The organism is Paraburkholderia fungorum (genome assembly GCF_046027215.1).
GTDB lineage: Bacteria > Pseudomonadota > Gammaproteobacteria > Burkholderiales > Burkholderiaceae > Paraburkholderia > Paraburkholderia fungorum_D.
On sequence record NZ_JAQQEN010000001.1, the window covers coordinates 583,133 to 598,297 of the forward strand.

Annotated in this window: 17 protein-coding genes; 11 read left to right on the forward strand and 6 right to left on the reverse strand. The window is 62.0% G+C overall.

The window, feature by feature from the left end; translation table 11 throughout:
* Positions 1-140 precede the first annotated feature (140 nt).
* The 7 genes from glyA (at position 141) to PQR27_RS02620 (ending at position 4,870) form a co-directional block, all read left to right on the forward strand.
* Positions 141-1,388 (forward strand): serine hydroxymethyltransferase, encoded by a 1,248-nt coding sequence (glyA, locus tag PQR27_RS02590; RefSeq protein ID WP_408522164.1) that lies wholly within the window; start codon positions 141-143, stop codon positions 1,386-1,388.
* A gap of 6 nt (positions 1,389-1,394) precedes the next feature.
* A complete protein-coding gene (gene nrdR, locus PQR27_RS02595; RefSeq protein ID WP_280997910.1) occupies positions 1,395-1,877 on the forward strand; it encodes a transcriptional regulator NrdR in 483 nt (160 codons plus the stop codon).
* Positions 1,878-2,082: 205 nt separating this feature from the next.
* Positions 2,083-2,643 (forward strand): GspH/FimT family pseudopilin, encoded by a 561-nt coding sequence (locus PQR27_RS02600; protein ID WP_408522165.1) that lies wholly within the window; start codon positions 2,083-2,085, stop codon positions 2,641-2,643.
* Entirely contained in the window at positions 2,640-3,086 is a 447-nt protein-coding gene (locus PQR27_RS02605; RefSeq protein WP_408522166.1) for a type IV pilus modification PilV family protein, read from the forward strand. Before PQR27_RS02600 ends, PQR27_RS02605 begins: the two co-directional genes overlap by 4 nt.
* A complete protein-coding gene (locus PQR27_RS02610; protein WP_408522167.1) occupies positions 3,083-3,892 on the forward strand; it encodes a PilW family protein in 810 nt (269 codons plus the stop codon). The genes PQR27_RS02605 and PQR27_RS02610 overlap by 4 nt, the downstream gene beginning before the upstream one ends.
* Before the next feature lie 89 nt (positions 3,893-3,981).
* Positions 3,982-4,428: a pilus assembly PilX family protein gene (locus PQR27_RS02615; protein WP_408525384.1), complete on the forward strand. Its 447-nt coding sequence runs from the start codon at positions 3,982-3,984 to the stop codon at positions 4,426-4,428.
* A gap of 10 nt (positions 4,429-4,438) precedes the next feature.
* Positions 4,439-4,870: a type IV pilin protein gene (locus tag PQR27_RS02620; protein ID WP_408522168.1), complete on the forward strand. Its 432-nt coding sequence runs from the start codon at positions 4,439-4,441 to the stop codon at positions 4,868-4,870.
* A 62-nt stretch (positions 4,871-4,932) separates the two neighbouring features.
* On the opposite strand, the gene PQR27_RS02625 is transcribed toward PQR27_RS02620, so the two are convergent.
* The 3 genes from PQR27_RS02625 to PQR27_RS02635 all read right to left on the reverse strand — a co-directional run bounded on the left by PQR27_RS02625 (position 4,933) and on the right by PQR27_RS02635 (position 6,392).
* Positions 4,933-5,412 carry a DUF3318 domain-containing protein gene (locus tag PQR27_RS02625; protein WP_408522169.1) on the reverse strand — a complete coding sequence of 160 codons (480 nt, stop codon included), beginning with the start codon at positions 5,410-5,412 and terminating at the stop codon, positions 4,933-4,935.
* Between the two features lie 155 nt (positions 5,413-5,567).
* The gene (locus PQR27_RS02630) at positions 5,568-5,951 is read right to left on the reverse strand and encodes a phage holin family protein (RefSeq protein WP_408522170.1); all 384 of its coding nucleotides are present in this window, start codon (positions 5,949-5,951) and stop codon (positions 5,568-5,570) included.
* Between the two features lie 138 nt (positions 5,952-6,089).
* Positions 6,090-6,392 carry an ElaB/YgaM/YqjD family protein gene (locus PQR27_RS02635; RefSeq protein ID WP_028198798.1) on the reverse strand — a complete coding sequence of 101 codons (303 nt, stop codon included), beginning with the start codon at positions 6,390-6,392 and terminating at the stop codon, positions 6,090-6,092.
* Positions 6,393-6,778: 386 nt separating this feature from the next.
* On the opposite strand from PQR27_RS02635, the gene PQR27_RS02640 reads away from it, so the two are divergent.
* Positions 6,779-7,417 carry a peroxiredoxin gene (locus PQR27_RS02640; protein ID WP_408522171.1) on the forward strand — a complete coding sequence of 213 codons (639 nt, stop codon included), beginning with the start codon at positions 6,779-6,781 and terminating at the stop codon, positions 7,415-7,417.
* Between the two features lie 124 nt (positions 7,418-7,541).
* Here PQR27_RS02640 and PQR27_RS02645 read toward each other — a convergent pair whose 3' ends face one another.
* The gene (locus PQR27_RS02645; RefSeq protein WP_408522172.1) at positions 7,542-8,732 is read right to left on the reverse strand and encodes an acyl-CoA dehydrogenase; all 1,191 of its coding nucleotides are present in this window, start codon (positions 8,730-8,732) and stop codon (positions 7,542-7,544) included.
* 104 nt (positions 8,733-8,836) lie between these two features.
* Between PQR27_RS02645 and PQR27_RS02650 the strand changes: the two genes are divergently transcribed.
* Positions 8,837-9,622 (forward strand): IclR family transcriptional regulator, encoded by a 786-nt coding sequence (locus PQR27_RS02650; protein ID WP_408522173.1) that lies wholly within the window; start codon positions 8,837-8,839, stop codon positions 9,620-9,622.
* Positions 9,623-9,645: 23 nt separating this feature from the next.
* On the opposite strand, the gene PQR27_RS02655 is transcribed toward PQR27_RS02650, so the two are convergent.
* Entirely contained in the window at positions 9,646-10,479 is an 834-nt protein-coding gene (locus tag PQR27_RS02655; protein WP_408522174.1) for an EAL domain-containing protein, read from the reverse strand.
* Between the two features lie 345 nt (positions 10,480-10,824).
* Here PQR27_RS02655 and hmgA point away from each other — a divergent pair, with 345 nt between their 5' ends.
* Together hmgA and fahA are read left to right on the forward strand one after the other, a co-directional pair.
* Entirely contained in the window at positions 10,825-12,171 is a 1,347-nt protein-coding gene (gene hmgA, locus PQR27_RS02660; protein WP_408522175.1) for a homogentisate 1,2-dioxygenase, read from the forward strand.
* Positions 12,168-13,466 (forward strand): fumarylacetoacetase, encoded by a 1,299-nt coding sequence (gene fahA / locus PQR27_RS02665; RefSeq protein ID WP_408522176.1) that lies wholly within the window; start codon positions 12,168-12,170, stop codon positions 13,464-13,466. Before hmgA ends, fahA begins: the two co-directional genes overlap by 4 nt.
* 404 nt (positions 13,467-13,870) lie before the next feature.
* Here the strand turns inward: fahA and PQR27_RS02670 are convergent, their stop codons facing one another.
* Positions 13,871-15,031, reverse strand: a complete 1,161-nt coding sequence (locus PQR27_RS02670) for an MFS transporter (protein ID WP_408522177.1) — start codon at positions 15,029-15,031, stop codon at positions 13,871-13,873.
* Between the last annotated feature and the right edge of the window lie 134 nt (positions 15,032-15,165).

The following is a 15,165-nucleotide window of genomic DNA, read 5'->3' on the forward strand; positions in this document are numbered from 1 at the left end:
GGTGGCTGTCCTGCCTCGCGTGTGCGGCGTCTCTCTGTCCGCCACGTCAGGGCTGGCCAAACCGCCAGCAGTGCTGCGTACCCTCTACGCAAGATTCGGCGCACGATCCGGTCAACCTGAACACACTCAACGGAATCCGTATGTTTGACAGAGCCCAAAGCACCATTGCCAACGTCGATCCTGAACTCTGGAAGGTCATCGAGCAGGAAAACCGCCGTCAGGAAGAGCACATCGAACTGATCGCGTCGGAAAACTACACGAGCCCGGCCGTGATGGCTGCGCAAGGCTCGCAACTCACCAACAAGTACGCGGAAGGCTATCCGGGCAAGCGCTACTACGGCGGCTGCGAATTTGTCGACGTCGCCGAGCAGCTGGCGATCGACCGCGTGAAGCAACTGTTCGGCGCCGAAGCGGCCAACGTGCAGCCGAACTCCGGCTCGCAGGCCAATCAGGGCGTGTTCTTCGCCATGCTCAAGCCGGGCGACACGATCATGGGCATGAGCCTCGCGCACGGCGGTCACCTGACGCACGGTTCGCCGGTCAACATGTCGGGCAAGTGGTTCAACGTGGTGAGCTACGGCCTGAACGAAGCCGAAGACATCGACTACGACGCAGCGGAGAAACTGGCTCAGGAACACAAGCCGAAGCTGATCGTGGCGGGCGCCTCGGCATTCGCGCTGCGTATCGACTTCGAACGCCTGTCGAAGATCGCCAAATCGGTCGGCGCGTACTTCATGGTGGACATGGCACATTACGCGGGTCTGATCGCCGCGGGCGTCTACCCGAACCCGGTGCCGCACGCGGATTTCGTCACCACTACCACGCATAAGAGCCTGCGCGGCCCGCGCGGCGGCGTGATCCTGATGAAGGCCGAGTTCGAAAAGCAGATCAACTCGGCAATCTTCCCGGGCATTCAAGGTGGTCCGCTGATGCACGTGATCGCCGGCAAGGCGGTGGCGTTCAAGGAAGCCTTGTCGCCGGAATTCAAGACGTATCAGCAGCAAGTTGTCGAAAACGCGCGCGTGCTGGCTGAAACGCTGGTCAAGCGTGGTTTGCGCATCGTCTCGGGGCGTACTGAAAGCCACGTGATGCTGGTCGACCTGCGCGCGAAGAAGATCACCGGCAAGGCAGCGGAAGCGGCGCTCGGCGCGGCGCACATCACGGTCAACAAGAACGCGATTCCGAACGATCCGGAAAAGCCGTTCGTGACGAGTGGCGTGCGTCTCGGCTCGCCGGCCATGACTACGCGCGGTTTTGGCGTCAAGGAAGCGGAGCAGGTGGGTAATCTGATCGCAGACGTGCTGGACAACCCGGAAGATGCCGCCACGATCGAACGTGTGCGTGCACAGGTTGCCGAGTTGACCCACCGCTTCCCGGTCTACGGCTAAGCCGTCATGCATTGCCCCTTCTGCCGTCACGCCGATACGCAAGTTGTGGATTCGCGTGTATCCGAAGACGGTGCGACGATTCGCCGGCGCCGCCGCTGCCCGGCCTGCGACAAACGTTTCACGACGTATGAGCGGGTCGAGCTGGCGCTGCCGTCGGTCGTCAAGAAGGATGGCAGCCGCACGGAATTCGATCGCCGCAAGATCGTTGCGAGCATGCAACTGGCGCTGCGCAAGCGGCCGGTGGCAGCGGACGCGATCGACGCGGCAGTCGCCCGCATTGAGTATCAACTGCTCGGCAGCGGCGAGCGCGAGGTGCGCAGCGAGCGCCTCGGCGAACTCGTGATGAACGAGTTGCGCGCGCTCGATACGATTGCTTACGTCCGCTTTGCATCTGTCTACCGGCGCTTTGAAGATGTCTCCGAATTCGAAGATGTCATCGAAGAATTTCGCCGCGCCTCTTCTCCCCCCAAGCCGACCCGCAAGCGCTGATTGTGTTTGCACCCGGAGTTGGGTGCGAGTGTCTGTTCTCCGCCGCGTTGGTTTGTGCATCAGCATTTCTGCTCCCGTTGAGGTTCGTCACGCGTCCATTGTTGTGCGCAATAGCGTCTGAGTGCCACCTGGCCATTCGGCCGATTGTCGAGCCTGTTTCGAATCGTTAGATTGGCTGCATTCTTTGAAACGATCAGGGATGCAGATGAAATACCATGCAAACTGTTCGCGGCCTCGCCGTGGTTTTACGCTCGTTGAAACGTTAGCCGTCGTCACGTTGCTCGCTGTGGTCGCGGTGATGACGACGCCGTCGTTCGTCGCGTGGCACGTGCGGGATCAGGTTGACGCGCGCGCGAAAGCGCTTGCCTCAACGCTTGCCTATGCGCGCAGCGAAGCGCTGCGCCGCGGCGCGCGCGTGACGGTGTGCCGAATCGACGCGGCGCGACGCTGTCTGGCTGCGGGGCAGCCGTGCGGGGACGGCGTCGCCGACTGGTCATGCGGCTGGGCCGTTCTGGCTGAGCGCGGTGGCACGCGTTCTCTGCTGCGAGCTCACCCGTTGCTCGCGGCAGTCAGCATCACGGGTACGCAGACCAATCTCACGTTTACCCCGCCGGCCGGACAGTTGATCGGTACCTTTCGCAGTTTCGATATCGCGCCACGTACTGTATCGAAAGCCACCCGGGGCGATAAATGGCGGCGTTGCATCCGTATTGCGGCGGGCGGCCGTGCGCGGATCGTAGAGGGCGCATGCGGAGCGGGATCATGACGCGATATTCGTTGGGCCCGCGGTTGCGCCTGCAGGCAACCAGGCGAAGCGGCAGTTCACTGATCGAGGTCATGCTGGCCGTCGCACTAATGGCCGTGACGGCGCTTGGGTTGGTTGCCGGTCAACTGTGGACTGCTCGAGAAGCGCGCGCGATGGCCATGCGCGAGCACGCTACGTGGATCGCCGATTCCGTGGCCGAAGCGATGTATTCGTCGGCCGGAGGCGAATCCGCGATCAGGCAATGGAATGCGCGTGCGGCGACACTTTTGCCGCATGGCGAAGCCTCGGTGGGAGACAACGGCGGCGTGTCCGCTGCACGCGTCACGTGGGCAGCACTGCGCGATATGCCGCGTGGCGAGGATCTGATCGACAAGCCTGAGTCCTGCGGTGGTCTGGATGTTCCCACAGCTTCTTCGTGCGTTGCGCTGGCGTTCACGAAATGACACCGCGCTCGCATAGTGCGCGAGGCCATACGCTAGTTGAGCTTGTGATCGCCATGGCGCTCGGCCTGGTGGTGACCGCGGGGGCGGTGTCGCTCTACGCAACGCAGCGGGTCGCATTCGTGCAAGCGGGTGATGCGATGCGCATGCGCGACGCCGGCTTGACCGCGCTGACGCTGATTGGCCAGCACCTTCAAATGGCCGGCTTCGTGCCCGCAGACGTCCTGCCAATCAACAGTCCGCCACCTTTGTTCGGATGTTCGGGTGGCCGTCCAACGGGCGCCGACGACAGTCTTGCCTGTGAGACGCTGGCCAGTCGTTCTGACGGCGTGGCGGTCCGTTACGTGGGGGACAACGTTTCGACCTGGCCGTCGGCGACGGGCCAGGCGACCGATTGCCTCGGCCAGGCCGTGGCGAACAACAGTGCGGCGCTCGGCGGCCAGGGCGTGTGGGTCGTCAATCGATACTTCGCCCGGGTCAGCGGGTCGACTGGCGAGCCGGAGCTCTATTGCGAAGGCAATGGCAAGGCGGGTTCCGCGCAGCCGCTGGTGGAGGGCGTCGAGCGCGTGAGATTGCGCTACTGGCTGAGCGGTGGCCTCAGCGCAATCGATGCGTCGGCAGTGACGGCTGATCAATGGGCGAAGATCGTCGCCGTCGATCTTTGCGTGCTTGTGCGAGGTGCGCCGCAGGGGCGGCGTGTGCGCTACGTCGATTGCGACGGTGTGAGCGCTCTTGGCGCCGACACGCGTGCGCGCCAGGCGTTCTGGCGGCGAGTGGCCATACGCAACCACGCGGAGGACTCGTTGTGACCGAAACGCGTATTCACTTGAGACGGCCCGCGGCGTCGCTCGGGCGCAGTCGAGGCATCGTTCTGCCAATCGTCCTGCTGATCGCCGCGATGATGCTGACCACTTCGGCCGCGTGGTTCGAAACGTCGTTGGCTGCGGCGCGGGCAACCATCAACGTCCGCGACTACTTGCAGGCGTTTCATGCCGCAGATTCTGCGCTGACCCTATGCGCTCGCAACGTTATCGCAGCCGCCGCGACGAAATCGCTGGCTGCCGCGCCGACCACACCGGGCGAACCGACGCAATGGAAGCTCGAAGCGGCCTTCGAGACTGGCGCTGTCTCCCCTGTTGCGCAATGGCCGGGGTCGCTGCGCGCGCCGCAATGTCTGATCGAAGCATGGCGTCTGGCCACACGTGCCGACGCCCACGCTTATTTACTGACAGCGCGTGGTTTCGGCCGCACCAAAGAGTCCCAGGTCTGGCTGCAGATGGAACTGGTCATCGCAGGCGAGCGGGTTGAGCGGCATTGGCGCCGTGTTGCCGCGCGGCCATTTTGACGGGAGGCGCATGACGATTCGGCACACTGACGGATTCACCCTTCTGGAGCTCATGATCGCATTGGCGATAGGCGCCGTGCTGGTTGCGTTTGCCGTGCCCTCGTACCGGAGCCATGTTGCGCGGACACACCGGATCGACGCGGCATCCGCGCTCTATCGGGCGGCTCAATTCGTCGAGGGAGCGACAAATGACAGCGCCATTAGTTTGCCGCCTGGTGCGGATCAGGCGCCGCAATTCGGCACGCGTGTCTATCGGCTCCGCGTGTTGCCGGCAGACGAGACAAACGGTGGCTATGCAGTGGAAGCTGCGCCAACCGAAACCGGTCCAATGCGCGACGACCCCTGCGGCGTGTTCACCCTTGATGCAACCGGGCTTCGAGGCAATCGAAGCGGCGCAAACGGCGTGGCGCTCACGAACGGCGACTGTTGGAATACAAGCTAGAGGAATGGGGCTGAGGGATGTTCGCCGAGACGAGCGAGCGGCACCCCCTAAATAACACCCCGTCACACCCCGTCATCGACGGGCCTCGCTTTGGCACGCGCAGACGCGGCGGACTCGTTCTTCATTTGCTGCCAGATTCGATAGCCTTCCCATGCCGCGAGTGCGAGGCTGCCCCACTTGAGGACGGGTTTTGCACCTGCGGCGACCGTCGCGCGCAGCGGCTTGGCCAGAAGCAGTGAAGCAATTGAACTGATGACGGGATACTGCTTGAGCAGCGCGCCAATGCTTCCCGCGTTCAGGAAGCTTGCTTTCGATCCGCGGCCCACGCGCACGCCACCGAAGCCCGGCACAATGAACTTGAGCCAGCTGAAGTGCGTGACTGCCTGCCGCAATTCGATGGTCGCCTGCGCGAGTTCCATGCGCTCGACATCCGCGCGCACGAGCAGCAACTCCTTGCGCAGCGCGCGCAGGTGCGGCGCGCTCAAATCCCTGGCCGGGTGGCGCTTGTTGCGAAAGGCGGTATCGGAATGGGCTTGGCTCATGGCGTGTCGGCGGCAGTGGAGGTGGGGCGGTAAAACGGAGCTGCAAATGGACTGCAAACGGTGCTGTAAAGCGGTGTTGCAAAGCGGCTGCTGTCAGGCGCCGGCAGTCCACTTGCAAGGCGCCGGGCACTGCGTGCCCGTCAAACGTTCGCGTATCAGGGTTTGCGGAACACGTCGCGGTCCTTTTCGAACTCGGCGATGGTGGCTTCGAACACCATCGGTGCGTTGCGCAGCGCGCTGCGCGCCTTCAGCGCACACGCTAGCCCAGCAATCGCATACACCGCGGTGATACCGGCCAGGGCTTGCCAACGGTAGGTGTCCCAGAACGCGATGGCAACCAGTGCTGTCAATGCGATCAGGGCCATGGTGGCGAGCATCATGGCCGCAAGACCGAGGAACAGCACGCCCAGCAGACGGTCTTTTTCCTCGGCGAGTTCGATGCCGACCAGTTCAAGCCGCGTTTGCAGAATGGCAAACACGGAACCGAAGATACGGCGCAGCGGACTATGTTCTCCGTGCGAGTGTGATTCGATCGTCATGGCTTATGGCGTTGCGCGTGATGGCCTAACCGGCGCGCGGAAACGAGCGCGCCAAGAAGCAGACCGGCCAGGCGGGCGCCGGTCAACTCGATTCGCTGATATGTACCGGACGCGCTCCGTCCGGCTGCGAGACCGGTATTACTTGCGGTTGATCAACAGGCCCAGCAGCACGCCAGCGCCAGCGGCAATGCCGATGGATGCCCAAGGATGCTCATGCACGTAGTCGTCGGTAGCGCGGGCGGCCTTTTTTCCTTTCTCGACCACGACAACCTGCACGTCAGCTGCTTTTTCCTTGGCCTGCTTCAGACGCGTAAGCGCCGTTTCGCGCAGTTCCGAAGCGCGCTCGCCGGTGGCGCTCGCGGCCTGTTTCAGCAGATCTTCAGCGTCCGCGAGGACGGTTTTGATATCCGACATCAATCTCTCCTTGTTGACTTCCGACATTGACAGCTCCCCTTCGTATCAGGCCACGCGTGAATCGTAACCAAAGAAACGGCCGCTGGCGAGCGCAGCGCTCGGTTGGTTCAAACAAACGCATGAACCGTTCCTGGTTGAAGCAAAGTCATAAAACTTCATTGCCCAACACACCGCAAGGCAAAGTTTGCTTAAGATGGAGTTGATCTGTCCCGCAAAGTTTCCACTAAAACGGTGAAAATTACAAAAACGCATAAAGTAGTGACGCGATGTTCGTTCGTTGTGTGCGCCACTCGCTTATGCTGTAACTTTGTTGAGCGCCACCTTTAGCGGTGCGCCCTTTTTCAGTGCGCCCACGGGTAGATGCTACGGGCGCGCCCTCGCGCGGGATATCCGAATACATCAAGGAGATGCATATGAGTCTACGTCTTGGCGACATCGCACCGGATTTCGAACAGGAATCGAGTGTCGGCCGAATCAAATTCCACGAATGGCTGGGTGACAGCTGGGGCGTACTGTTTTCGCACCCCGCGGATTTCACACCGGTCTGCACGACCGAGCTCGGCTTGACGGCCAAGCTGGCCGACGAATTCGAGAAGCGCAATGTGAAGACGATCGCTCTGTCGGTCGATACCGCGGAGTCGCACAAGGAATGGATCAAGGACATCAACGAAACGCAGGCAGCCAGCGTCGGTTTCCCGATTCTGGCAGACGGCGATCGCAAGGTCTCTGAGCTTTACGACATGATCCATCCGAACGCGAGCGAAACGTTCACGGTTCGCTCGCTGTTTGTGATCGATCCGAAGAAGAAGGTGCGTCTGACCATTACGTATCCGGCCAGCACGGGCCGCAACTTCGACGAAGTGCTGCGCGTGATCGACTCGCTGCAACTGACGGATAACCATTCGGTCGCCACGCCCGGCAACTGGAAGCAGGGCGATGACGTGGTGATCGTGCCGTCGTTGAAGGACGAAGAGGTCATCAAACAGAAATTCCCGAAGGGCTACAAGGCACTGCGCCCGTACCTGCGCATGACGCCGCAGCCGAACAAGTAAGCAGCTGAATCGGCTGCGAAGCGTGCGGTGGATACAACGCGGCGCTGAAACGAAAAAAGGCCGGTTCGAAAGAACCGGCCTTTTAATTGAGCGGACCGCCCGGCCGCCCAAAGCAACTAGCGCATCAGAAAAACGCCTGGATCCCTGTCTGTGCGCGACCCAGAATCAACGCGTGGATGTCATGCGTCCCTTCGTAGGTGTTCACCACTTCCAGATTGACCAGATGGCGCGCGATGCCGAACTCATCCGAGATGCCGTTGCCGCCGAGCATGTCACGCGCGAGCCGCGCAATATCGAGCGCCTTGCCGCATGAATTGCGCTTCATGATCGACGTGATTTCGACGGCCGCCGTGCCTTCGTCCTTCATGCGGCCGAGGCGCAGCACACCTTGCAGGCCGAGCGTGATTTCGGTTTGCATGTCGGCGAGCTTCTTCTGGATCAACTGGTTCGCGGCCAGCGGCCGGCCGAACTGCTTGCGGTCCAGCACGTATTGACGCGCGGTGTGCCAGCAGGATTCAGCCGCGCCGAGCGCGCCCCAGGCGATGCCGTAGCGCGCCGAGTTCAGGCACGTGAACGGACCGCGCAAACCGCTGACTTCAGGGAAGCGGTTTTCTTCCGGCACGAACACTTCGTCCAGCACGATCTCGCCCGTGATCGATGCGCGCAGACCCACCTTGCTATGGATGGTCGGCGCCGACAGCCCCTTCCAGCCCTTCTCGAGAATGAAGCCGCGAATCGCGTCCTTGCCGTTTTCCTCGAGCTTCGCCCAGACGACGAACACGTCGGCGATCGGCGAATTGGTGATCCACATTTTCGAGCCCGACAGCGAATAGCCGCCGTCGACCTTCTTGGCCCGCGTCACCATGCTGCCCGGATCCGAGCCGTGGTTCGGCTCGGTCAGGCCGAAACAACCGATCCATTCGCCGGTGGCGAGCTTTGGCAGGTACTTCTGCTTTTGCGCTTCCGAGCCGAATTCGTTGATCGGCACCATGACCAGCGACGACTGCACCGACATCATCGATCGGTAGCCGGAATCGACGCGCTCCACCTCGCGCGCGATCAACCCGTATGCCACGTAATTCAGGCCGGGGCCGCCGTATTGCTCGGGAATCGTGGGGCCGAGCAGACCGAGTTCACCCATTTCGCGGAAGATCTCGATGTCGGTTTTCTCATGACGGAACGCCTCGAGCACGCGCGGCGCGAGCTTGTCCTGCGAGTACGCCGCGGCGGCGTCGCGCACCATGCGTTCGTCTTCGGTGAGCTGCTGATCCAGCAGCAGAGGGTCTTCCCAATGAAACTGCGCGGCCTCGGCCATGACGTATCTCCTGATTCCTTGACTTGAGCTTGACTGAATGGACTTGACTCAAGTTCCGCTATGCGAAACAATGTTTTGCAAACCACGACCGAGTGTATCACCACATGCCGCCCATATCCACTCTCTCCGAACCGCTCGACGAGCGAAAATTCGTTGTCGCTCTCGCTCGCGGGCTCGACTTGCTGCGCGCGTTCAAACCCGGTGAAACGATGCTCGGGAATCGCGATTTCGTCGAACGCACCGGTTTGCCGAAGGCAACCGTCAACCGTCTGGCCTATACGCTGACCGTGCTCGGCTATCTGCGGCTCGACGAGACACTCGGCAAATATGCGCTCGATGCCGGGGTGCTGTCGCTCGGGTTCGCGTTGCTCTCGGGTACCGACACGCTCGAACTGGCCCGTCCGCATATGCGCAACTTCGCGCGCGAAGTGGGTGCGGCCGTATCGCTCGGGTGCCGCGATGGCCTCGATATGATTTATCTGGACACGATCCGCAGCGAAACCGCGCTCACGCTCGGTCTTGCGTCCGGATCGAAACTGTCGATGCTGACGAGTTCGATGGGGCGTGCCTACCTGGCCGTGCAACCGGCGCAGGTGCGCGCCGCGCTGCTCGTCGAACTGAAAAAGGCTGCGGGAAAGGAGGGCGAGGCATTGCTCGCCGATGCCGCGAAGGAAATCGAGGCCTTCGCCACGGAGCGCTGCTGCTTTTCGTTCCGCGCCTGGCATGACGACGTGAACGCGGTTGCCGTGCCGTTTCGCGAGCCGCGCGAAGGGCGCTGGCTGGTGCTGAGCTGCAGCGGGCCGGCGTCGTCGATGGGAGAGGCCGTGTTTCGGGAAAACGTTGCGCCGCGCCTGAAGGCATTGGCGCGGCGGCTGGGCGATACGGGCTGAAGCGAAGTGACCGGCGTGCCGCCTCAAACCGCCCGGTCGTGATAATGCGCGTTGAATAACGGCCCTTGCACAAAGCGCACGTCGTACTGCTGCAATGCGTCGAACTGCGCTTCATCCATCACGCGATTGAAGATCAGCGGAATGTGCAGGCGGCTCGCATAGCCGACTAGCGGCTTGACCGTCGCATCGCGCAAAGCGGTGGTGGCATCCATCTTGATGAAGTCGAGCCGCGCCGTTTCCGAGACCGACAGGATCTGCCCTGCGTTGGACAGATTGCCCGCCACCTTGAAGCCGTAGCGTTGATAGCTTTTGGTCAGATAACTGAGAAAAGTCTTGTGCGCGACGGCTGCCGCCGGCAACTCGATCACCACCCGCGACGGGTTCAATCCGAACGACACCAGCACGGTTGAAAAATGCAGCCCGTGGTCGTACTTCACGCTCTTGAGCAGCCGCTCGTGCACGCGCAGAAACAGCAGCCCGTGCCGCTGCGCGCCGAAGAAATTGATCGCGTGCAGCGCGCGTGACATGCGGTCGAGCGCGACCAGTTCCTGATCGTCGTCGATGCGGTCCAACGAATCGAACGCGTCGACCGCCGCGCCGTCCAGGCGCTGCGTGACTGCCTGAAAACCGAGTTCATCGCCGAACCGGTCCACCCCTTCCGCCCCCGAAGACAGCGACTGCGCCAACGCATGCACGCTGATATCGAAGATCGGTTCATAAGCGCTGCCGAGTTCGATCTCTTCGAAATGCGCCAGCGCGCTTTCACTATGCACGCCAGTCCCCATCGCCAGATGTTCGCCGAGAAACGGGTGAGCGGCGGCGCGGGCGATGAGGTTGGGGATGGTCGGCGGGATCATGTAGGCGATTGGATGGCAGTAAGTGGCGCGCTGGGCGCCCGGCAACGCGACTCAGTTGCCGCATCCAATGATGGTAGCAGTCCGCGCCGCGCGTATATGAACAAAATGCTCATAACGTTATCGGCCGAACGCTTGTGGGCACGGGCCTGGCGGCAACCTGGCGCGATCGTCCAGGGTATACGTTAATTTCACTATACGTAATTCGTTTTACTATACGTAAATTACCGAGCGACGGAATCGTCGCATGCTTTGGCTAGTGTTTCGTAGGCGCGGCAGCGCGGACCATTGGCGCCGCAAACGGAAAGGGCCGGACATAAGCGGACCGAGTATCAACGGAGAACTTGCATGGATACCCCAACACGTACGCCGACTACCGCCAGTTCGCGGCTTGAAATCGAGCCCGGCTATCAAAGTGGTTTCGCGAACGAATTCGCTACGGAGGCCTTGCCGGGCGCGCTGCCCGAAGGCCGCAACTCACCGCAACGCGCGGCTTACGGCCTGTACACCGAGCAACTCTCGGGCACCGCCTTCACCGCGCCGCGCGGCCATAATCGCCGTTCATGGCTGTACCGGATTCGTCCGGCTGCGGTGCATCAGCCCTTCACGCCGCTGCCATCGGACCGGCTCGTCGCCAATTTTGCCGAAGTGCCGCCCACGCCGCCGAACCAGTTGCGCTGGGACGCGTTGCCAATGCCCACTGAGCCGACCGATTTCATCGACGGTTGGGTGACGATGGCCGGCAATGGCGCGGCGGAATCGATGAACGGCTGCGCGATTCATGTGTACGCCGCGAACCGTTCGATGACGGAGCGTTTCTTCTACAGTGCGGACGGCGAATTGCTGATCGTGCCGCAGGAAGGCCGCCTGCATATCGCCACTGAAATGGGCAAGCTCGATGTCGGGCCCTTCGAGATCGCGGTCATTCCGCGCGGCGTGCGCTTTGCGGTGAGCCTCCCGGATGGCGCGGCGCGCGGCTATATCTGCGAGAACTTCGGGGCGCTGCTGCGTCTGCCGGACCTCGGCCCGATCGGCTCGAACGGCCTTGCCAGTCCGCGTGACTTCCTCACGCCGCATGCCGCCTACGAAGACCGCGAAGGCGACTTCGAACTCGTTGCGAAGATGAACGGCAATTTGTGGCGCGCGGCCATTGGCCACTCGCCGCTCGACGTGGTGGCATGGCATGGCAACTACGCACCGTACAAATACGATCTGCGCCGCTTCAACACAATCGGCTCGATCAGCTTCGACCATCCGGATCCGTCGATTTTCCTTGTGCTGCAATCGCAAAGCGATACGCCGGGTGTCGATACGATCGACTTCGTGATCTTCCCGCCGCGCTGGCTGGCCGCCGAAGATACCTTCCGTCCGCCCTGGTTTCACCGCAATGTCGCGAGCGAATTCATGGGTCTCGTGCATGGCGTGTACGACGCCAAGGCCGAGGGCTTCGTGCCGGGCGGCGCGAGCTTGCACAACTGCATGACAGGCCATGGGCCGGACGCGGACACATTCGAAAAAGCGTCGCATGGCGATACATCGACGCCGAAGAAAGTTGCCGACACGATGGCCTTCATGTTCGAAACGCGCACGCTGATCAAGCCGACCCGCTTCGCGCTCGAAACCGCGCAATTGCAGGCGCATTACTACGAGTGCTGGCAAGGTCTCAAGAAACATTTCAATCCGGAGCAACGATGAACGCATTGAGCGATCTTCAGGCGACGCTCGATCCGTCGCGCAAGAGCTGGGTCGAGTCGGCCAACGATTCGACGAACGATTTTTCGATCCAGAACCTGCCGTTCGGTATCTTCAGCGACACCAGCGACGCCACTTGCCGCGTGGGCGTAGCGATTGGCGATGCGATCGTCGATCTGGCGGCGCTGCAATCGGCGGGTTTGCTGAGCGTGTCGCAAGAGGGCGTGTTTGCACGCGACACGCTCAACGATTTCATCGCGCTTGGCCGGGACACGTGGCGCAGCGTGCGCATCCAGTTAAGCGGCCTGCTTGCGCGCGACACGGCCATATTGCGCGACGATCTCGCCTTGCGTTCCAGGGTGCTGGTGCGCCAGGCCGATGCGCAACTGCATCTGCCGGTGCAGATTCCCGGCTACACCGATTTCTATTCGTCGAAAGAGCATGCGACGAACGTCGGTTCGATGTTTCGTGATCCGAAGAATGCGTTGTTGCCGAACTGGTCGGAGATGCCGATTGGTTACAACGGGCGCGCGTCGTCGGTGGTGGTGAGCGGCACGCCGGTGCGGCGTCCGAACGGCCAGCTGAAGTTGCCTGATCAGGAACGTCCGGTCTTCGGCGCGTGCCGCAAGCTCGACATCGAACTCGAGACGGGTTTCGTGATCGGGCGCGGCAACGCTTTGGGCGAGCCGATCGCGTGTGACGACGCGGAGGCGCACATTTTCGGCATGGTGTTGTTGAACGACTGGAGCGCGCGGGACATTCAGCAATGGGAATATGTACCGCTCGGCCCGTTCAACTCGAAGACTTTTGCGACGACGATCTCGCCGTGGATCGTCACGCTCGACGCGCTGGAGCCGTTCCGCGTCGCGCAGCCCGAGCAGGAGCCGCGACCGCTCGACTATCTGTGCCACGCCGGCAAGCACGCATTCGATATCGCGCTGGAGGTGAAGCTGCGTCCGCAGCAGGCGAAGGAGGCGAGCACGATTGCGCGGACCAACTTCAGGCATATGTACTGGACCATGGCGCAGCAGCTTGCGCACCACACCGTATCCGGCTGCAATACGCGTGTAGGGGACCTGATGGGTTCAGGCACGATCAGCGGCCCGACGGAGGACTCATACGGCAGCCTGCTCGAACTGACGTGGAACGGCAAAAAACCGCTGGAATTGCAGGACGGCGGCACACGTGCATTCATTGCGGACGGTGACGAACTGACGCTTACCGGCTGGTGCCAGGGCGAGGGTTATCGGGTGGGCTTCGGCATGTGTGTTGGCAAGATCTTACCGGCGCCCCAATAACCCGAAGCGAGAAACGAAGAACGAAAAAGCCATCGCAACACTAGAGCGCGTCGCCGAGGCGAAGCCGACGGCCTCCGCCGAGCGCAAACGAAGCGCCCGGTTTCCCTGGCAGACCCAACCGCGACGCACGCAGTGCGGAGTGGGAGCGAATGACGGCTGTGTCACAGACACTAATGGACCGAGGCGTGATCCGTTAATCGCACCACCAGCCCCTCCAAGCCAGGGGACCCGCTTAAGAATTGGCGGTGTGAGCCGCTTTCTTTTGCCTACTTTTCTTTGCGGCGGCAAAGAAAAGTAGGTGCCCCCCCGCACAGGGGGAACACAAATAAACCAAAAGCAAAACAAGGAAAGGCCAAAGAAGCAAGAACCAGGAAAATGCCGCCGCCAAAGGCAAAAAAACCACATCACCCAACAACCCCCCCCACCCCCCGCCTCCTCTCCCACCACGCAGCCACAAGAAACAAAAGACCCGCTGCAAGCAACACCCACACCACTGCATCATCCCCAACCCGCGTCATCAGCGCCCCGGCCACAAGCGGCCCACCAAAACTAGCCGCGCTCCACGAGGCCCCCACTAACGAGCTGGCAGACACCAGCGCCACCCCACGAAACCGCTCACCGCAAGCCACAAGCGACAGCGTATAAATAGCCCCAGCCGCCGCGCCAAGCACATACAACAAAGGCCAGCACACCCACACAGAATTCATCGCCCAAGGCAAGAACGGCAACAACACGACGACAACCACGCCACATGCAATGTGCACCCGCTCCCGGCCGAGCCGATCGGCCAACCAGCCGATCGGAAACTGCATGGTCGTATCGCCGAGCAGTAACGCCGACGCAAACAGCACGGCCACCTCGCTGGAAATCCCATGCGACATCGCGAACAGCGGCAACAACGACAAAGCAATCGTGTCGAACAACGCGAAAAACCCGGTACCAATCACAAGCGCGGGCATCTGCGGCAACACATGGCGCCAACTGCCATGCGCCTCGAGTTCATCTTCCGACGCCTGCGGCGTTTTGCGGATAGTGGCAAGCACCGGCAACGCCAGCAGGAAAATCACGCCGCAAATCAGGAAGCGCCAGTGCGTATAACCGGCTATCTGACTGACCAGCACCGGCCCGGCCATCTGGAACAGCGTGAAGTTGGTCGCATAAATCGCGACAACGCGACCGCGCGTGGCGTCGTTGGCAAGCTGGTTGACCCAGGCTTCGCCGATCGTGAAGAGCAGCATCAGCGCCGCGCCGCACAGAACGCGCAGTACGGCCCATAGCCACAGATTCGAGGTGAATTGCATTAGCGCAGTGGCGAGCGCCACGACCAGCACCGCGCCGATAATCACCTGGCGGCCGCCGAAGCGCGCCGCGATCCAGCCGGCCAGCGGCACTGTGACAAGCCCGCCGCCCGCTTGCGCGGCGGTCAGCAGACCGACCACGTCGGTGTCATAGCCGGCGTGCGTCAGCGCGATGGCGGTGAGAGGGAGTGTGGCGCCGCTGCCGAGTCCGACGACGGCAACGCTCAGGATCAGGGCGAGGAAATCGCGAGTGAAGATGACTTTCATCGGCCGAGATGCTACTACGGCCGCCGGCCATTGGCACCTAGGTGCGACTTTGTGCGGATTGTTTGAACGCGGACGAGGGCCGCGGTCGGAAGGACTTGCGAGCGCGCGGCCCGGGTGTTCAGCCCGCCGCCGCC